Origin of the sequence: Shewanella sp. SR44-4, assembly GCF_014163715.1 — a bacterium.
GTDB lineage: Bacteria > Pseudomonadota > Gammaproteobacteria > Enterobacterales > Shewanellaceae > Shewanella.
Window position 1 is genome coordinate 34,238 of sequence record NZ_JACJDU010000017.1, and the last position, 18,228, is coordinate 52,465.

19 protein-coding genes are annotated in these 18,228 nt (G+C 41.7%); 14 read left to right on the top strand and 5 right to left on the bottom strand.

All coding sequences use genetic code 11. The features are described from left to right. Positions 1–31: 31 nt before the first annotated feature. The gene (locus tag H5125_RS10185) at positions 32–508 is read right to left on the bottom strand and encodes a hotdog fold domain-containing protein (protein ID WP_182744184.1); all 477 of its coding nucleotides are present in this window, start codon (positions 506–508) and stop codon (positions 32–34) included. Positions 509–686: 178 nt separating this feature from the next. Between H5125_RS10185 and H5125_RS10190 the strand changes: the two genes are divergently transcribed. From H5125_RS10190 to H5125_RS10250, 13 genes are all read left to right on the top strand, one after another. Further along, positions 687–1,577: a DUF368 domain-containing protein gene (locus tag H5125_RS10190; protein ID WP_101088862.1), complete on the top strand. Its 891-nt coding sequence runs from the start codon at positions 687–689 to the stop codon at positions 1,575–1,577. 260 nt (positions 1,578–1,837) lie between these two features. Beyond that, positions 1,838–2,800 carry a DUF523 and DUF1722 domain-containing protein gene (locus H5125_RS10195; RefSeq protein WP_220487321.1) on the top strand — a complete coding sequence of 321 codons (963 nt, stop codon included), beginning with the start codon at positions 1,838–1,840 and terminating at the stop codon, positions 2,798–2,800. Between the two features lie 11 nt (positions 2,801–2,811). After that, positions 2,812–4,245 carry a deoxyribodipyrimidine photo-lyase gene (gene phrB / locus H5125_RS10200; protein ID WP_182744185.1) on the top strand — a complete coding sequence of 478 codons (1,434 nt, stop codon included), beginning with the start codon at positions 2,812–2,814 and terminating at the stop codon, positions 4,243–4,245. A gap of 313 nt (positions 4,246–4,558) precedes the next feature. After that, on the top strand, positions 4,559–5,770 hold the full coding sequence (locus H5125_RS10205; protein ID WP_182744186.1) for an NnrS family protein: 1,212 nt from the start codon (positions 4,559–4,561) through the stop codon (positions 5,768–5,770). 129 nt (positions 5,771–5,899) lie between these two features. Continuing rightward, complete coding sequence (locus tag H5125_RS10210) at positions 5,900–7,306, top strand: ammonia-forming cytochrome c nitrite reductase subunit c552 (protein WP_409085816.1); 1,407 nt, start codon at positions 5,900–5,902, stop codon at positions 7,304–7,306. A gap of 331 nt (positions 7,307–7,637) precedes the next feature. Further along, on the top strand, positions 7,638–8,036 hold the full coding sequence (locus H5125_RS10215; RefSeq protein ID WP_182744207.1) for a nuclear transport factor 2 family protein: 399 nt from the start codon (positions 7,638–7,640) through the stop codon (positions 8,034–8,036). Next, on the top strand, positions 8,036–8,785 hold the full coding sequence (locus tag H5125_RS10220; protein WP_182744187.1) for an SDR family NAD(P)-dependent oxidoreductase: 750 nt from the start codon (positions 8,036–8,038) through the stop codon (positions 8,783–8,785). The genes H5125_RS10215 and H5125_RS10220 overlap by 1 nt, the downstream gene beginning before the upstream one ends. 54 nt (positions 8,786–8,839) lie before the next feature. Continuing rightward, the gene (locus tag H5125_RS10225) at positions 8,840–10,108 is read left to right on the top strand and encodes an NAD(P)/FAD-dependent oxidoreductase (RefSeq protein WP_162023733.1); all 1,269 of its coding nucleotides are present in this window, start codon (positions 8,840–8,842) and stop codon (positions 10,106–10,108) included. Then, positions 10,105–10,926, top strand: a complete 822-nt coding sequence (locus H5125_RS10230; protein WP_182744188.1) for a DUF1365 domain-containing protein — start codon at positions 10,105–10,107, stop codon at positions 10,924–10,926. Before H5125_RS10225 ends, H5125_RS10230 begins: the two co-directional genes overlap by 4 nt. Before the next feature lie 100 nt (positions 10,927–11,026). Next, positions 11,027–12,265, top strand: a complete 1,239-nt coding sequence (locus H5125_RS10235) for a cyclopropane-fatty-acyl-phospholipid synthase family protein (RefSeq protein ID WP_182744208.1) — start codon at positions 11,027–11,029, stop codon at positions 12,263–12,265. Positions 12,266–12,345: 80 nt separating this feature from the next. Further along, positions 12,346–12,876 (top strand): DUF2878 domain-containing protein, encoded by a 531-nt coding sequence (locus H5125_RS10240; RefSeq protein ID WP_101088789.1) that lies wholly within the window; start codon positions 12,346–12,348, stop codon positions 12,874–12,876. After that, a complete protein-coding gene (locus H5125_RS10245) occupies positions 12,873–13,574 on the top strand; it encodes a chalcone isomerase family protein (RefSeq protein WP_182744189.1) in 702 nt (233 codons plus the stop codon). The genes H5125_RS10240 and H5125_RS10245 overlap by 4 nt, the downstream gene beginning before the upstream one ends. Before the next feature lie 143 nt (positions 13,575–13,717). Further along, positions 13,718–14,218, top strand: a complete 501-nt coding sequence (locus H5125_RS10250; RefSeq protein ID WP_254439938.1) for a DUF3833 domain-containing protein — start codon at positions 13,718–13,720, stop codon at positions 14,216–14,218. 186 nt (positions 14,219–14,404) lie between these two features. Here H5125_RS10250 and H5125_RS10255 read toward each other — a convergent pair whose 3' ends face one another. After that, the gene (locus H5125_RS10255) at positions 14,405–14,749 is read right to left on the bottom strand and encodes a DUF3634 family protein (RefSeq protein ID WP_182744190.1); all 345 of its coding nucleotides are present in this window, start codon (positions 14,747–14,749) and stop codon (positions 14,405–14,407) included. A gap of 406 nt (positions 14,750–15,155) precedes the next feature. Here H5125_RS10255 and H5125_RS10260 point away from each other — a divergent pair, with 406 nt between their 5' ends. Continuing rightward, positions 15,156–15,335 (top strand): hypothetical protein, encoded by a 180-nt coding sequence (locus H5125_RS10260; protein ID WP_101088793.1) that lies wholly within the window; start codon positions 15,156–15,158, stop codon positions 15,333–15,335. Between the two features lie 128 nt (positions 15,336–15,463). Here H5125_RS10260 and H5125_RS10265 read toward each other — a convergent pair whose 3' ends face one another. From H5125_RS10265 to H5125_RS10275, 3 genes are all read right to left on the bottom strand, one after another. Further along, positions 15,464–16,186: a TorF family putative porin gene (locus H5125_RS10265; protein WP_101088794.1), complete on the bottom strand. Its 723-nt coding sequence runs from the start codon at positions 16,184–16,186 to the stop codon at positions 15,464–15,466. 120 nt (positions 16,187–16,306) lie between these two features. After that, complete coding sequence (locus H5125_RS10270) at positions 16,307–16,681, bottom strand: cupin domain-containing protein (protein ID WP_101088795.1); 375 nt, start codon at positions 16,679–16,681, stop codon at positions 16,307–16,309. Positions 16,682–16,693: 12 nt separating this feature from the next. Further along, positions 16,694–18,193: a CoA-acylating methylmalonate-semialdehyde dehydrogenase gene (locus H5125_RS10275; RefSeq protein ID WP_182744191.1), complete on the bottom strand. Its 1,500-nt coding sequence runs from the start codon at positions 18,191–18,193 to the stop codon at positions 16,694–16,696. Positions 18,194–18,228 lie beyond the last annotated feature (35 nt).

The window sequence follows — 18,228 nt, forward strand, 5'->3', positions numbered from 1 at the left end:
AAAAGTGAATAAAGGTGATTAAATTACTTGGTTATTTTTGAGGTTTCTCTGAAATCCATAGCTTAATATGCCCTTGGACCACCACAACACCATTAGTGTCATAGGCTTTTACGTCGACTAACATATCACCCACTTGCCATTGCTCTGGTTTTACCTCTGCAACACATAAAATGTCGCTGCCCGCTTTTGCGGTGTAATCAACGCTCATGCCTTTAGGGATCCAGCGTAAATGAGCCGGGATAGATGCTTCTGCCATCGTACCCATGGCCATTTCAAGACCATTACAAATGGCAATCACATGCACGGTTCCAATATGATTTTGGACTTTCTTGCGCTTTTTGATTAAACATTCGCAGCGGTTAACGCGTAAATCACTTATGAAAGGGTGTACTGTGCCAAAATAGGGCGCCATTCGAGACACCATTTTAGAAAAAATCTGTTTACCAAATGGATAAGCAGTGACTTTCTTATACAGCGACATGACTTTATTGGGTTTAGTTGGGATCATAAATGAACTCTAATCGTTATCTGGTCGGATGAGATTAACATTGTTGTAACCTGCGGAAAAGCCCCGTTGAATATTTTCCATCGCTCATTGCAAAGGGCACAGGTATAATTTACGTGATTAGACACATTAAGGATGAATTTTGAAAACTGACTCACTGTTATTGAATTATTTCAAAGGTATGGCCATGGGCGCTGCAGATGTTGTGCCGGGCGTGTCGGGTGGCACTATTGCGTTTATTACCGGTATTTTAGACCCATTATTGGATGGCATTCGCAAAATAAACTGGTCGTTAGTGGGCATTATCAAACAAAAAGGCATTAAAGCCGCCTTTTTACACATTAACGGTCCTTTTCTCGTGTGTGTATTTGGTGGGATCCTCACCAGTATTTTTACCTTAGCTAAATTGATTTCTTGGCTATTGGTCACTCACCCCATTCCTGTGTGGTCGTTCTTTTTTGGATTAATTTTATTTTCAGTGGTTCATATGCTTAAGCAAGTGAACAAATTCACTGCTATGCGGATTGCCATGTTCATTGTCGGTGTCGCCTTTGCGTGGGCTATTACAGTGTTACATCCTATTGAAATGCAGGTGAGTTACCTTAATTTCTTCTTTTGTGGTGCTATTGCTATTTGCGCCATGATATTACCTGGGATTTCAGGCAGCTTTATTTTGTTGCTTTTAGGGATGTATCCAGCGGTATTAGCGGCAGCTAAAGGCTTTGATATTGTTTATTTAGCCTGTTTTGCGATTGGTGCTGTGGTTGGATTATTAAGTTTTAGTCATGTGTTATCGGCCTTGTTACGTAAATTCCATGACACGACGTTATTATTTTTAACGGGATTAATGCTCGGGACGCTAGGTAAAATTTGGCCATGGAAACAAGTGATCAGTTGGCGCGAGAATTCTAAGGGTGAATTAGTGCCTTTGGTTGAGCAAAATTTATCTCCGTTTCAGTTTGAGCAAATCACTGGCGAATCATCACAAATTATCATTGCCATAGTGTGTCTGCTGGTGGGGATTGGTTTGGTGTGGGGATTAGAACGCGTCGGCAACAAAGCGAATAGTTAATCCTGTTGAAGCTTAATCTGGGCCGTTCAGGTGGAAGACAAGTAAAAGATGAATAATGAAGCAGAACTTAGGTTCTGTTTTTTTGTGTGCGTTATTTGACTAATATGTAGGCTCATATTGCAAAAACGATAAATAACCCTATAAATAATGAACTTAATGGGTGTTTTATTCGTATTTTTGCTTAATAGTATATGTAGTTAGCATGACATCTTTTTTTATCCCACTTTGGGAATATTACAGTTGCCACAGGAGTGCATAATATGCCAAATATCGATACATTTGTGCCAGAAAAAATCCAAATTGGGATCAGCAGTTGCTTGTTGGGTAACCAAGTCCGCTTTGATGGCGGACACAAAAACTCTTATTACTGTAGACAAGAAATAGAACCATTTTTTGAATACACCACTGTTTGCCCTGAAATGGCGATTGGCATGGGCGCACCACGCAAAAGTATCCGTCAAATACGAGATGGCGATGTAGTGCATATTCGCAGTGCTGATGGAACGCTCGATGTGACAGACAAGCTTAATGAATACTCCCAAGCAAAAGTGGAAGAGCTTGACTACCTTGGCGGTTATATTTTATGTGCCAAATCACCAACCTGTGGCATGGAAAGGGTTACCGAGTACAAAATTGGTACCAATCATGGCACTAAAACCGGCATCGGTGTTTTTGCAAAAAAATTAATGGAACGCTACCCACTTCTGCCAGTAGAAGAAGAAGGCCGTTTACATGACTTGCCACTAAGAGAAAACTTTTTCACCCGTGTATTTGCTTATAACGATTGGAAGCAAATGACTAAATCGGGTATCACTAAACATAAGCTAATGCAGTTCCATTCGCGTTATAAGTATCTATTAATGGCCCACAGCCCGCAGTGGTATCGCGATTTAGGGCCTATATTGGCTGATATTCAAGATGTTGAGCAAACTGCGCAACAATATTTTGAAGGCTTTATGACGGCACTTAAAATTATTGCCACCCGTAAAAATCACACCAGTACTTTGCAGCATATTCAAGGCTATTTTAAGAAGCAATTGACCGCTGAACAGAAAGAAGAGTTGAGTGAGTCAATTTTAAAATATCGCCAAGGGTTGTTGCCTTTGCTGGTGCCAATCACCTTGATTAACCATTATGTACGTGAGTTTCATACCCCGTATATTCAAGAGCAGGTGTATTTAAATCCACATCCAGAAGCGCTTAAGCTTCGTTATGCTTATTAGGTCTATTGTGAATGACTTCTATGAATAGTTTGATGTGGTTTAGGCAAGATTTACGGGTGGCAGATAATCCGGCTTTAGTGGCTGCGTGTGAGTTTGCTGCCAGTAATCATAGTCATGTTCGAGCTGTGTATTTTGTCACACCAGCACAATGGGCGCAGCATGATGTCGCGCCGATACAAATTGATTTTATCCAGCGACATGTCAATTTGTTAGCGCAGGCATTGGCGGTGTTAGGTATTCATCTAGATGTGTTGCACGCACAAGACTTTGATGAAGTACAAACCCTGTTAGCCGCTTATATCGCACAACATGATATTGCCGCTGTGTATGCTGCCAATGAGCCTGAAATAAATGAACGTCGTCGAGACCGCGCATTAATTGATAGCGGTGTACCATTAACGTTAATCGACCAAGATTGCGTATTAGCAGCTGGGCAAGTGAAAAACTTGGCTGGTGATATGTACAAAGTCTTTAGCCCTTTTGCTAAAAAGTGGAAAAGCATTGCCGGCCAGCGCGCGATTGTTCCGGTCGCGGTGCCTGCGCCAATCGCTGCAGTACTGGCAACTCCCAGTGAAGTGGTATTTAACTGCGATAAAATGTCTAGTGAGCAATGGCCTGCAGGAGAGGGCGCTGCAAAGCGAATACTTGATCAATTTTTAGCAAGCCAAGTAGAAGATTATCAAGCCGAAAGGGATTTTCCTGCCCTAGAAGGTACTAGCCGCTTATCACCCTTTTTAGCTATTGGGGTCATTAGTTCACGTCAATGTGTCGCAGCCATATTAGCGCGTTATCCTCAAGCCTTAGTTGATGATACTTGCCCCGCAAAAACGTGGTTAAATGAATTGATTTGGCGTGAGTTTTATCGCCATTTACTGGTGGCATTTCCACGCCTATCCATGAACCATAACTTTAATGAGTTAGGCGACGGCATTGTGTGGCGCAATAATCTTGCTGAGTTTACCGCCTGGTGTGATGGCCAAACAGGCTATCCAATTATTGATGCTGCTATGCGTCAATTAAATCAAACCGGTTGGATGCATAATCGATTACGCATGGTGGTAGCCAGCTTTTTAACTAAACACCTATTGGTGGATTGGCGTTGGGGCGAGCGATATTTTAGGCAAAAACTAATTGATGGTGACTTAGCCGCCAATAATGGTGGTTGGCAATGGTCAGCAGGAACCGGCTGCGATGCGCAACCTTATTTTCGCGTATTTAACCCAATGACCCAAAGTAGCAAGTTCGACCCTGATGCCAGTTTCATAAAGCGTTATGTTCCCGAATTGTCTACTTGGTCTTTGGCCGATATTCATCAACCCAAAACCATCAATGTTAATGACTTATTTGCACAACGCCAGGATGACCGATACCCACAACCTATTGTCGAACACAAGATGGCACGCTTGCGGGCGATAGAAGTACTAAGTGCGCTAAAGCGTGGTTAATTGTTTAGATCAACATTTAACGCAGTTAGCAAGACAAAGGGCTGTTTGAGAGCCGTTTGTTATCTTGAACTCAGGTTACTGAGTCCATTTTAGTTCGAGAAATCAGCAACAACACAATTAAGCCGCTATTATCTCTTATGATAATAGCGGCTTTTTTTGCGTTAGATCACACTATGAGCTTGGCTAGTGAGTGGATTGATGAGTATTGATTGAAGCACTTCAATTAACAGCATAGAATGGCCATATTAAAGATTTATATATTATGCATGTTTAAATCTTGTTGATGTTAATCCACTAAGTGAGTGCACTGCTTATGCTGAATATTGATGATCCTGCTGAAATTGATAACACTCCTGCAATATGGCGTTTGGGTTTTAGACCGTTTTTTTTAGGTGGAGCAAGTGTCGCAGCGTTATACATCCCGTTGTGGTTAATGGGCTGGTTTACTCCGCAATATAGCTTATTTAACAGTGAGTTTTGGGCCAATGTTGTGCCTCTATGGTGGCACCCTCACGAAATGTTATTTGGTTTCGCTATGGCTATTGTGTGCGGTTTTTTACTCACAGCAGTACAAGCGTGGACCAATCAACCCACTATTACGGGGCGCGCGTTAATGGTCACCTTTGGTTGTTGGCTCATTGCCCGCTTAATGTTGCTATTACCAATGAACATTCCTTTGATACTACCTGCAATATTTGACAGCTTATTTTTAGGGTTAAGTGCGTTGGCATTGTGGCGCTGTATTTATCCGGTTAAACAATGGCGCAATATAGGTTTTCCTATCATGCTGGTGGTCGCATTGTTGGTTAATTTAGCCAGTTATTACGCCTTGTCCGAACGTAACTTTTCGTTATCGACCCAATTATGGCAAGGAATGATTTGGTGGCTTGCCATGGTTATTACCATTGTTGGCGGTCGAGTTATCCCATTTTTTACCGCAATGAAAATTCAACAACCCAAGCCTGATCCCATTAATGTGTTAGAAAATACATTATTATTAGCAATGGGTTTACTGTTTATTCAAGCAATAAGTCATTGGTTTCCAAAGGGGATTGAACAAGCACTGCTTGCAGTAGCAGGCATATTGCATTTAGTCCGTTTTGCTCGTTGGCAAGCACATAAAACCCTAAAAGAGCCGATGCTGTGGTCATTGCATATTTCGTATCTATCGTTGCCAATCACATTGTTATTGATGGCAATCAACATTGATAACGAATATGCCTATCGTACCTTATTGCATTTATTTGCTATTGGCGGCATCGCATCATTATGTTTATCAATGATTTCACGCGTTTCACTTGGGCATACTAGTCGCAATATCTATCAAGGCCCTAATATGACGTGGGCATTTTTATGTTTGCCTCTCGCAGCTGTTTTACGTGCAGGAATGCCTTTGTTGATGCCTGAATACACCCAAATTTGGTTATGGGCCGCAGGAGCATGTTGGTTTATCGGTTTTGGTTTATTTGTGTGGTTTTACGCGCCGATTTTACTGCGTCCACGTCTTGATGGTCGTCCTGGATAACGTGAGCTAAATTGATGACGCAAGTTAACTAAACAGTTAACTATACTAAACAGTTCAAAAGTAGTGCTACAGACTTATCGAACAATGTAGCGCTGTAAATTAAGAGATTGGAGAAAGGTTAGCAGTATGATGGATCTACTTATCGATGTAATAATGAAAGCGACTCGGCCAATGCGAAGCAAGGTAGGGTTAAGCATTATTATTAGCGCAATGGCATTGCTGAGTCTAACGTCTTGGTCGCTTCAAAGTGCTGAAGTGGATCCTAATCAACTTAAGTTTCCACAACAATATGACTCTTGGCAAGCAACAGAAGAACAAGTCGAACGAGACGATATACTGGCGCAATATCCTGCCAATATCATTTTATGGGCGGGTTCGTCATTTGCCAAAGAATACCATAGCCCTCGAGGGCATCAGTTTGCTGTTGCTGACGTGACGCATACCTTGCGTACTGGTGTTGCAATAGCTGAAGGCGACAAAGGTTTATCTGCCAGTTGCTGGACCTGTAAAACACCTGATGCCCCTAGATTGATCAAAGAAATGGGTATGCAAGGTTTTTCAGGTGCCAATTTTGTCGATTTAGGCCGTGAAATCAAATCCGTTGTTTATTGCAGTGATTGTCATGTTGATGGCAGTGCTAAACTCGCATTACCACGCCCTCATGCGCAAAATGCGATGGAAAAAATTAAACTGCCTTTTGATAAGCAAGACCGCAGCATGCAAGGCGCTCAGGTTTGTGGTCAATGTCATGTGAGTTATTATTTCCAGCCTGAAAATAATAACAAAGTTAATATTCCATGGATTTTTGGCAGCACTGCTGATGAAATTGAAAAATATTATGACACTCGTCGCTTTTACGAATGGATCCACCCCATTTCTAAAACCCCAATATTAAAAGCGCGTCATCCAGAGTTTGAGCATTGGAGCCGTTCGGCTCATGCTAAGCAAGGTGTGACGTGTATAACTTGTCATATGCCGCCTGCGACCGATGAAAAAGGCGCTACATTTACTGACCATAAGGTGGGTGGCGCATTAGACAATTTTGATCGTAGTTGTGCAAATTGTCATAGCAGTAAAGCGGCCATCACCAAAAAGCTTGATAAAACCAAAGCCAATATTGATGCTAAATCACGAAATGTAGAGTCATTGCTGATTAAAGCACATTACGAAGCCAAAGCGGCTTGGGATGCCGGAGCCACATGGCCGCAAATGAATGATGCGATTATGGCTATTCGTCATTCACAATGGCGCTGGGATTTTGCCACCGCATCGCATGGTATGTACGCTCATAATCCTAAAGAAGGGATTGAGTTACTGGATAAATCAACTGAACAGGTTACGTATGCCCGTGAAGCATTAGCCCGCATATTGAGTCAAATGTCTGTTACCGAAGTTGAGTATCCAGATTACAGTACCAAACAAAAAGCCCATGCCGCTATTGGATTTATTGAAGCTGATGCCATTAAAGCCAAACAAGCTTTTATTAAACAAGAAGTTGATAAGTACTGGCAGCCGGTAGCCAAAAAGGGTTACTAAAGAACAGTTTCAATTTATAAACGTTATTAACGCCTAAGCCATGCTTAGGCGTGTTACTTTGTGATTCGTTTAAAGGGTGATCTACTTCCTGCGCTATCTCGTATGGATACCAAGTTAGTTTTTATTTACTGCACGGCCATGAAATACTTTTATCTTATTGTCATATAAGGCATTGTTATATCTGGTTACGTGTATTCTTTCTTGGTCGTGTAATAGGAGTCCGTTAATGCAAGGTGCACAGTCGACAGTTGATACTCAATCCGAATCATTAAATGCTGACCGCTCTGCGTCCGTTAATGGTCATCCGGTTATTGTTGATGACTTTATTAATATGTATCAACAGCTTAATAAAGATAATCTATTTTTACTACGTCAAGTTTATCGGGATGATATTTGCTTTCGAGATCCCATGCATCATGTTGAGGGAATCGAAGCATTAACCGAATACTTTGCCAACATGTATCAAAATGTCACCCACATTGAATTTGATATTAAAGAAGTGGTGATCAGTGCTGATAAGCAACAAGCAGCATTGTATTGGACTATGAGCTATTCACACCCTAAATTAAGTAAGGGACAGCTGATTAATGTTGAAGGCATGTCGCAACTTAAATTCTCTGATAAGATTTTTTCTCACCGTGATTATTTTGATCTGGGCCAAATGCTGTACGAGCAAGTGCCGTTTTTAGGTGGATTAATTGGCTTACTCAAAAATAGGGTGACTAAGTAATGGCAATGGTTCCTGCGGATACAAAAGCGGTTTTGATAACCGGTGCAAGTTCAGGTATTGGTTTAGCTTTAGCAGAGCATTATCTGGCTAAAGGTGTGGCCGTTATAGCCTGTGGTCGAAATGCCCAAGCCTTACAAGCCATAACTGGTGCCACTCCGCTTGAATTTGATATTACCGATAGTTCTCAGGTACAAGCCGCCGCCGCCAAACTTAAGCAGCTGTTACACGATAATCACTGGCAGTTGCAGCAGGTGATTCTTAATGCTGGCAGCTGTGAATACATTGACGATGCATTGCATTTCGACTCAGCGCTATTTGCCAGAGTCATCAATACTAATGTGGTTGCCATGGGTTACTGCCTTGAGCATTTTTTACCTTTATTGAGCCGTGGTGCGCAACTCGGGTTAATGAGTTCAAGTGCCACTTATTTACCGTTTCCGCGTGCCGAAGCTTATGGTTCATCAAAAGCGGCTATTGGTTATTTAGGCCGTAGTTTACGAGTTGACCTTGCTCAGCATGGTATTGGGGTGAGCGTTATTTGTCCGGGCTTTGTTAAAACCCCGTTAACCGCCAAAAACGACTTTGCTATGCCAATGCAAATCACCGCTAAGCAAGCGGCTGAGGCTATTTATAATGGTATGCAGCGTCAACGCCGTGAAATCCATTTCCCAACTAAATTTACTTGGTTACTTAAATTAGCCTCTTTATTGCCAGAAAAATTACTAGTATTTTTGCTGGCACCTAAATAGTAAACCCAAGTCAATTCACCACAAGAACAAGTATTAGCGTCAAGGATTAACTAAATGAAAAATATTGCTGTAATTGGTACTGGGATTTCGGGGTTAACGTGTGCCCACCTATTAAGCCGTGAACACACGGTAACCGTGTTTGAGGCTAATGATTATATTGGTGGCCATACAGCGACCATTGATGTGGAAGTAGCAGGGCAGCAATACGCAATAGACTCTGGTTTTATTGTGTTTAATGACCGGACTTATCCGCTATTTGAAACATTAATGGCACAACTTAATATTAAGTCTTTACCGACTGAAATGAGTTTTAGTGTGAATAATGCACTCACTGGGCTTGAATATAATGGTCATAATTTGTGGAGCTTATTTGCCCAACGTCGTAATTTGTTACGCCCAAGTTTTTACCGGTTTTTAGGTGAAATTGTTCGTTTCAACAATGGTTGTAAAGTTATTTATGAGGCCGACAATTACCCAACGTCTTCACTCGGTGAGTATCTTGATCAACAAGGTTTCTCAGCCTTTTTCTGTGAGCATTACATTTTGCCTATGGGCGCGGCGATTTGGTCTGCCAGTATTGATGATATGCGCGGCTTTTCATTGCGATTCTTTATTCGTTTTTTCCAGCATCATGGTTTATTAAATATTAATGATCGCCCGCAATGGTATGTACTTGAAGGTGGATCGCGCAGTTATATCCCAGCCTTAACCGCACCGTTTAAAGAACGTATCCAGCTTAATTCTCCAGTGAGTGGTATCAAACGTAGCGATGATGGTGTGTATGTTCAAGTTGCTAACGGTGAATGGCAGCACTTCGACGATGTAGTGTTGAGTTGCCATAGCGATCAAGCGTTAGCGATGTTAACCGATGCCACTCAAGATGAGATCGACGTGTTAGGCGCAATGGAATATCAAAATAATGAAGTGGTGCTGCACACAGATATTAATTTATTACCCAAGCGTAAAGCGGCATGGGCAAGTTGGAACTATCGTTTAGATGGTGTTAATCAGCAAGATATTGCTCAGCGTCCGGCTAGCGTGACGTATAATATGAATATTTTGCAGTGTTTACCGAGTAGTGCACCTACATTTTGTGTCACCCTAAATCAAACTGCATCGATTGATGAAAGTAAAATTTTGCGAAAGTTTAATTATGCTCACCCAGTATTTAATGATGCCAGCATGAAGTCGCAAGCGAAAAAATCACTCATTAATGGTAAACATAATACCTATTTTGCTGGTGCTTACTGGCATAATGGATTTCATGAAGACGGCGTTCGTAGCGCAGTTGAAGTATGCGATCTGTTTGGGATTAGTCTATGAGTCAAACCACATCGATAATGGAACATGATCAATTAAACAGTGGCATTTATTGCGGCAAGATAAACCATCGCCGTCATACGCCTAAGTTGCACAGTTTTGGTTATAACATTGCGATGATGGCAATTGATTTAGATGAACTGCCGGCATTAACGGCGGTCAGTAAATTGTTTTCCACAGACAAGTTTACCCCGCTTAAATTTATCCCTGGCGATTACCTCAATTCCCTAAAGCAACAATTTGGTGAGCAACTCGTGCTGAGCGGGGCGAGCAAGGGGGATGATGCTGCTGCATTAAAGCAACGCGTGTTGGCAACCATTAAGCATTTAGGTGCCACACAAACATGCGATAAAGTGATATTTTCTGGGCAGATACGCCATTTTGGTTTTTATTTTAGTCCGGTCAATTTTTACTTTTGTTATCATCAAAATGACATGGTTTATATGCTTGCCGAGGTCAGTAATACCCCTTGGAATGAGCGCCATTGTTATCTGGTTGATATTGCGAATACCGTTCAAACAGACAAAGTCTTTCATGTGTCTCCGTTTATGAATTTAGACATGCATTACTTGTGGCGTATTACGCCTCCGGCCAAAAACTTGAAAGTGACCATCGAAAATCGAAATGCCAATAACGATAAATTATTTGATGCCGGTTTAGTGTTAAAACGCCAATCGATAAATTCGCGATCTATGCGTCGATTTATGCTGAATTATCCCTTGATGACTAGCAAAATTATGCTGGGTATTTATTGGCAGGCAATGAAGCTATTTATTAAACGAATCCCTTTTGTAGGCAAGCAAACGATTAAAGCTAACTAATTTTACAAAATGTAAACCAAATAGATGCTTATCACGTATTAATCTTTAATTACGCCAATAAAGCGAACGAATTAGACAGTGTATGAACTGGAGAGATGACATGGAAAATACGGCGACAGAAAGCAGCATGACTCAAGCGAGTTTGTCTGACAGCCTAGCAAGGAAAATTCTTCTTCGTGCATTAGCACATCTTGCAGAAGGTCATTTAACCATTGTCGATGGTAATCAAACATCAGAGTTTGGCGATCCTAAAAGCGAAGTTCACGCAACTATGCAAGTTCAGCATGCCAACTTTTATCGTCAAGTGGTGTTTGGTGGTTCAATTGGGGCTGGCGAAGCTTATATTCAAGGCCATTGGTGTAGCCCTGACTTAACTAAAGTGGTGCAGGTTTTTGCGCAAAATTTAACATTACTAGACAACATAGAACGTTATTTTTCATGGTTGAGCAACGGCGTTAATCGCATTAAGCATATATTTAATCGTAATTCTGAAACGGGTTCAAAACGCAATATTCTGGCTCATTACGACTTAGGTAATGACATGTATAAGGAGTTTCTTGACCCAGAAATGATGTATTCAAGTGCACTTTATCCGGCAGATGACAGCAGCTTGAATGAAGCGCAATTACATAAATTGCAGACCATTTGCGAGCGCTTAGAGTTAACCCCAGGTCAAACCTTGCTTGAAGTGGGAACTGGTTGGGGCGCGTTGGCCATTTATGCTGCAAAACATTATGGCGTACATGTGACCACTACTACCATTTCTGATGCCCAGTTCGATTATGCACAGGCGCGAGTAAAGCAAGAAGGGCTTGAAGACAGGATTACCTTGCTAAAACAAGATTATCGTTTACTGACTGGTGAATATGATCGCGTGGTTTCAATTGAAATGATCGAAGCTGTGGGACACGAGTATTTAGCAGGATTTTTTGAAAAGCTACAACATCTGCTTAAGCCAAGCGGTCGCATGCTCATTCAAGCTATTACAATTGCCGATCAACGTTACGACAGTTATCGTAAGAGTGTTGACTTTATTCAGCGTTATATTTTTCCCGGTGGTTGTTTGCCTTCGGTGAGTGAAATGACCAAACATATTGCCAAGAAAACCGACATGGTAACCTGGTCTATCGACGATATGGGCAAGGACTATGCGCGTACCCTAAAACACTGGCATGAAAATTTTGATGCTGCCTACGATAAAATAAAAGCCTTAAATTACGGCGATGACTTTATCCGTATGTGGAAGTTTTATTTGAGCTACTGCGAAGGTGGGTTTTTAGAGCGCACTACTAGCACGGTTCACCTTGTTGCCGTTCGACCGCAATACCGCCCACTATAATATAGTTCTACAGCCCAATAGCCATTATATTCCCCGGTAACACGTTGCCGGGACGTCTCATCCTGTTAGTGTGAGGTGTTATGTCTTCTTACGGTATTCCTCCAAAATTATATATTTTAATCAATGCTTTATGCTTTCAGTTGGTGTGGTGGGCAGGCGTATTAGCTCATAACCAACTTATCTTACTGTCTATTTTATTGCTTATTGGCCATTTTTTGTTATCAACATCAGTTCGTCATGATGCACTGGTAATGTGCGTCTGTGGTGTGATTGGCATCGCGGTTGACAGTCTATTGGTGTGGTTTGGCGTATTTAAGTTCGCCAATATTCCTTACTGGTTGGGATTATTGTGGTTCTACTTTGCGCTTTGTTTGGATTACAGCTTAGCTTTTTTTAGAAAGTTTCCTATTTGGTTACAAGCCTTATTTGGTGGTGTATTTGGCTGTTTAAGTTATCTCGCAGGAGCTAAATTTAACGCAGTAATGTTGCCTTTAGGCGAGATGTGGAGCGCGTTTATACTGGCATTGATCTGGAGTTGCTTATTTCCCGTATTGCTAGCTGTTAGCTCTCGAATCACAACGGTGGATCTTGCTTTGGAGAATCGTAGATGAAAACTTTACATAATGGCGTCAAGTCGCAACCACACATTAAGTTACATCAATCATCACATTGGTTGGTCGAACTACTGTTCGGTGTGGTGGGCGCATTAGTGTTAACGTTGATTGTTGCGGTGAGCATTAACGATGCGTCTGCAAATGATATCAACGATAAGGGCGAAAAAAGTGATATAAGCGGTAAGAACGATAAGAACGGTATAAGCGGTAAGAACGATATAAGTGATAAGAACGATAAGGGCGGTAAGAACGATATAAGCGATGCGACATTGATTCAAGTTGGCACTGCCGATATGAGTCTGTTATGGCTTGATATTTATAGTGCGAAGTTATTCTCTATTGACGGTAAATACCAAGCTAATCGCTTTCCAATGATTCTCGACATTCAATACCACCGCGATATCGATGCTATTGATTTGGTTGATGCCACTATTGAACAATGGCAGCACTTAGGTTTTACCGAAGCCAATATTGAATTGTACAGGCAGCAGTTAGTTAATGCCTGGCCAGATGTTAAACAGGGCGACAGGCTGACCTTTAAGGTTAACACTCCTGAAGATGCGGCATTTTTACTCAACGACACCCCTTATTATCAAGTCAGTAACGCCCAATTCCCAGAGGCGTTTCTCGACATTTGGTTGTCTGAGAAAACCAGCCGTCCTGAGTTACGTAACCAACTGATTGGAGTTAACTAATGCACGCGATTTTATTATTCATCCGTAAGCAGCGACATTTTTCCGCCCGAACGCTTATTCAAGGTGTAACTCAACCCTTAACTAAGCAATTAGCGCGAAAGCTGGCTCAAATCAGCTTATATGTTGCACTAGCATTAGGCGTTATGTCATGTTCATCAGCATCGATTGAAGATTATCAACAAACGACTCCAACGTTAGATTTAGCCACGTTTTTTGATGGTAAATTAACGGCCGCTGGAGTAGTACAAGATTTTTCAGGCAAGGTGACCCGCAAATTTACCGTCACCATGGAAGCGCACTGGGTTGATTCGCCTGAAGGTAAGCAGGGTGTGATAAACGAATGGTTTATTTACGATGATGGCGAAAAGCAAACCCGAGTGTGGAACATTACTGATAAAGGAAATGGGCTCTATGAGGGAACCGCCAATGATATATTAGGCATTGCTCAAGGTGAGTCTCGCGGTAGTGCATTGCGATGGCGTTATGACATGATATTGCCAGTTGATGGTAGTGAATATGAAGTCCATTTTGATGACTGGATGTTTCTGGTCGATGAGCAAACCATTATCAATAAAAGCGATATTATTAAATTTGGTATCACAGTCGCCCAAGTCACCTTGGTGATTTCTAAACAGCCTGACTAAGTGGTATCGCTAAGTCATTGAATAGTTAAATCGACTAAGCATAAAAGCTGAGCCCTGAAAGTGTTAAGCAATAGTCGGGCACTAAGTTAGAGCGTACAGTCACTTTTACTAAATCTAAATAGACATGAAAACAGACACAAAAATGGACTCATTAGAGTCCATTTTTCGTTTGCTCAACAGGCTATGTTAGCCTTTAAGTTTAGACGCGTCAGACTGTTTCTTATCGTAATACTCAAATGGAAACTGGTTACGAATTTGCTGGACTAAGTTATCGCCAATATTGGCCGACACGTGTAAACGTACGTCACCAGATTTTTCAGCTCTGACCGTGCAAGTCAGTTTATTAGATTTGGCTATGGCACGACAATCACGTTCAAACTTCTCCGGTATTTTGCCTTTATGCTTATTGAGCTTGCCATCTTTAAAATGCATCTCAAAAAGTGTTAATCCACGGTTACCACTAAAAATCAGTTTATAGGCCAGAAAAAATAACCCTGCGATTATCAGTATTTTTATGATGGTATCAGCCATAGTTCGCTCCTTTGTGCCGTATATTCAACGGTTGCTATAACAATAAGATACTCTGGTATGCCATGGATGCAATGCTATTTTATTGAAATCTATGCGCAAGATCTAAATTATATCGCATCAATAAAACCTCATTTATGAATCCATCAAATGTTGTCATATCATTTTTTCATATAAGTGCTTTAGATTAGCAGTTCATTGTTTGACTCATATTAATTGAATGCGTGTTTCTTTTTTATGAAACAAAATTTCTTTTAAATCAGCTAAAAGCTTAATTGGTATGTGTGTGGCGTTTTTTTAAGCTGATTTACGGTGTAAATATAGCTTTCTAAAAAAGTGGGCTGTGCTACATTAATGTACATACATGAACGCATGTAAACGGATGTACAACTTATTTAAGGATTGAAAAATGCCATTATCTAATGCTGATCGTTGGGCCGAAATTTGTGAGATTCAATCATCACTGATGCGTAATTTAGCCAGCCAGTTTCCGCAACGAAACGAGCAATTACAAAATCTTGCAGATGGTTGGCAATGCGTTAAAAAACAAGCCCTAGGGCAGCCGCTAACAGGTTTGAATACTAAGTAATTTCTGTTTTTTCTTTTGTTGTATCGCTACTGTTTTTCGTTAAATATTTGTCATAAAAAAACCGCCATTGGCGGTTTTTTGTTTTTAAGACTGACTTGTAATCATGGGTACTGATTAACTCACTCGGCTTAGAACGCGTAACTAACGCTCGCTAATAAAGTACCGGTGTTTTTATATAGATCAGAACTTACTTCATTATCACCATCAATGTCGGTGTCTAAATACGCAACCGAGATGCCAAAACCTGACACTTCTGTTGATACACCAATAGAGTAGTCTGAATAGCTGTCAAAGCCTTCTCCGTCATCAATGGCGTCGCCAAAATTGTAACCATAATGCAAATCTAGGCTCCAGTTATCAGCAAACTCCCAGCCATAATTGATTTCGGTGTAATGTAGGTCAAGATCGCTGCCACCATAATCATTAGTAAACCAGTAAGCGGCTCTAAAACCACTAAAGTCGATACCTGCGCTGACTTCTAGATAGTCTAAATCACTTTCTCCAGGGTAGTTATAACGGTACAAGGTTAAGTCATAGCTAGTGTCATCGTTAATTTCACCGTAATAACCAGCATACAAATCAATCTCTACATCTGGGCCATTGTATTCAGGCTCATCAAAATCAATGGTACTTGCCCAAGCACCGACGAAAAATCCGCTATCATGGCTCCAGTCAATATTACCTTGTAGGGCGGGATCTGCTGCACTTTGTGACACACCTCGGAAGCGGTAGTCGTTGGTTACAGTGATTGCACCAGAGACTTCTGCCGTAGCGAGTGGAGCCAGTAGGGTAGCTGATAATGTTAATCCAGTTAACAGTGCAATTCGCGTTCTTTTTAATGTGTTCGACACGATATTATCTCCATTTACATAAAATACAGTTGTTGGTATTTAGGTACACAACGGCTGCGAATGCCACTTATCAGACCTAAAACCGTAACGATTTAGTCTGTACCGCATGGCGGTTAAACACTATGTTTGTTCAAGCTGTTGTTCAAACATAACGTAGATTTTTTTACAATGATTGACGACTTCCCATGTGCCGGTAAAGCCAGCAGGAATAACAAATTTATCACCAGCATTGACGGTTAAGCTTTTGCCTTGGCTGTCGGTGATAATGCTACAGCCTTCGAGAATATCGCAATACTCATATTCGCTATAATTGATATTCCAACTGCCTGGTTCACTTTGCCAAATGCCAACATTAAACTGCTTGCACGGGCTTTCGAAATGGTTTTGCACTGACTGCAGTGGATCACCAGTAAGCAGTTTTTCATCCGTTAAGTGATACGACTCAACCGCAGTTGATTGACTACTAAAAAGCGTAATATCGTTAATATGCTTCATCGTTGGCTTCACTTATTTCATGGTCGGCATAATAAATGCCGAAGGTTCATTAGTGTCGGTTTTAGCTTGTGGCCAGCGAGCGGTAATGGCTTTGCGCTTGGTATAAAAACGAACGCCATCGGGTCCGTGCATGTGCAGCGGCCCAAATAGCGATCGTTTCCAACCGCCAAAGCTATGAAATGCCATCGGCACCGGAATCGGCACATTAACGCCGACCATGCCCACTTCAACATGGTGACAAAAGTGACGAGCTACTTGGCCACTTTGAGTAAAAATAGCGGTGCCATTACCAAATTCGTGTTGGTTAATCAGCGTCAATGCATCGGCATAGTTATCGACGCGGACGATGGCTAACACAGGACCAAAAATTTCCTGTTGGTAAATGCTCATCGTTGGCGTGACATGGTCAAATAAGCACGCACCTAAAAAGTAACCTTGCTGGTGGTCTTGAATACTGATGTCTCGGCCATCAACGACTAATGTTGCACCTTCCTTAACACCCGCTTCGACATAATCGCGTACTTTAGCTAAATGCTGGGCCGAAATTAACGGTCCCATGTCCATTTCAGGGGTAATACCGCTGCCAATTTTTAAGGCACTAATTTGCGGTAATAATGCCTCGACTAATTTGTCGCCCACATCGCCGACCGCGAGTACCACCGAAATAGCCATACAGCGTTCACCTGCACTACCATATGCTGCACCCATTAATGCATTGACCGCTTGATCTAAGTCAGCATCTGGCATTAATAACATGTGATTTTTAGCCCCGCCCAATGCTTGCACTCGTTTACCGTGAGCAGAGGCGGTGCTGTAAATGTATTCGGCAATCGGGGTTGAGCCAACAAAACTAATTGCGTGAACATCGGGATGAGTTAATAAAGCATCAACGGCTTCTTTATCGCCATTAATCACGTTAAACACGCCATTTGGCAGGCCTGCTTGTGTCAGTAATTCGGCAATAAACATTACTGCACTGGGGTCTTTTTCAGACGGCTTCATGATAAAGGTATTACCGCAGGCTATTGCGATAGGGAACATCCACATTGGCACCATGACAGGAAAGTTAAACGGTGAAATACCTGCGACGACACCCAACGATTGGTTAACAGACCATGAGTCAACGCCACCACCCACTTGTTGAGTATGTTCACCTTTGAGTAAATGCGGAATGCCGCAAGCAAACTCAACAACTTCAAGCCCTCGGGTAATTTCACCTTTAGCATCATCCAACACTTTGCCATGTTCAAGAGTGATGAGTTGGGCCAATTTATCAATATTTTGCTCTACTAACGCTTTAAACTTAAATAATACCCGAGCACGATTAAGTGGCGTCACTTGTGACCAAGTCTGATAGGCATTTCTGGCAACCGTTACCGCCAAGCTTACTTCATCGTGACTCGCCAATGATACTTGGCCACGAGTTTCCCCCGTAGCAGGATCATAGATGGTTTGATTACGTTGACTGGCTGGGGTGTGTTGCCCATCGACAAAATGAGTGATGTTAAGCATGAACGGGATCCTTTTAAGCAAAATATGTATTCAGA

Bases quoted from the DNA above. Each gene is read 5' to 3' on its own strand.
- H5125_RS10275 (WP_182744191.1), bottom strand. From the start codon at position 18,193: ATGCTTAACATCACTCATTTTGTCGATGGGCAACACACCCCAGCCAGT.
- H5125_RS10220 (WP_182744187.1), top strand. From the start codon at position 8,036: ATGGCAATGGTTCCTGCGGATACAAAAGCGGTTTTGATAACCGGTGCA.
- H5125_RS10190 (WP_101088862.1), top strand. From the start codon at position 687: ATGGCCATGGGCGCTGCAGATGTTGTGCCGGGCGTGTCGGGTGGCACT.
- H5125_RS10235 (WP_182744208.1), top strand. From the start codon at position 11,027: ATGGAAAATACGGCGACAGAAAGCAGCATGACTCAAGCGAGTTTGTCT.
- H5125_RS10260 (WP_101088793.1), top strand. From the start codon at position 15,156: ATGCCATTATCTAATGCTGATCGTTGGGCCGAAATTTGTGAGATTCAA.
- H5125_RS10270 (WP_101088795.1), bottom strand. From the start codon at position 16,681: ATGAAGCATATTAACGATATTACGCTTTTTAGTAGTCAATCAACTGCG.
- H5125_RS10240 (WP_101088789.1), top strand. From the start codon at position 12,346: ATGTCTTCTTACGGTATTCCTCCAAAATTATATATTTTAATCAATGCT.
- H5125_RS10255 (WP_182744190.1), bottom strand. From the start codon at position 14,749: ATGGCTGATACCATCATAAAAATACTGATAATCGCAGGGTTATTTTTT.
- phrB (WP_182744185.1), top strand. From the start codon at position 2,812: ATGACTTCTATGAATAGTTTGATGTGGTTTAGGCAAGATTTACGGGTG.
- H5125_RS10215 (WP_182744207.1), top strand. From the start codon at position 7,638: ATGTATCAACAGCTTAATAAAGATAATCTATTTTTACTACGTCAAGTT.
- H5125_RS10250 (WP_254439938.1), top strand. From the start codon at position 13,718: ATGTCATGTTCATCAGCATCGATTGAAGATTATCAACAAACGACTCCA.
- H5125_RS10230 (WP_182744188.1), top strand. From the start codon at position 10,105: ATGAGTCAAACCACATCGATAATGGAACATGATCAATTAAACAGTGGC.
- H5125_RS10225 (WP_162023733.1), top strand. From the start codon at position 8,840: ATGAAAAATATTGCTGTAATTGGTACTGGGATTTCGGGGTTAACGTGT.
- H5125_RS10245 (WP_182744189.1), top strand. From the start codon at position 12,873: ATGAAAACTTTACATAATGGCGTCAAGTCGCAACCACACATTAAGTTA.
- H5125_RS10210 (WP_409085816.1), top strand. From the start codon at position 5,900: ATGGATCTACTTATCGATGTAATAATGAAAGCGACTCGGCCAATGCGA.
- H5125_RS10185 (WP_182744184.1), bottom strand. From the start codon at position 508: ATGATCCCAACTAAACCCAATAAAGTCATGTCGCTGTATAAGAAAGTC.
- H5125_RS10195 (WP_220487321.1), top strand. From the start codon at position 1,838: ATGCCAAATATCGATACATTTGTGCCAGAAAAAATCCAAATTGGGATC.
- H5125_RS10205 (WP_182744186.1), top strand. From the start codon at position 4,559: ATGCTGAATATTGATGATCCTGCTGAAATTGATAACACTCCTGCAATA.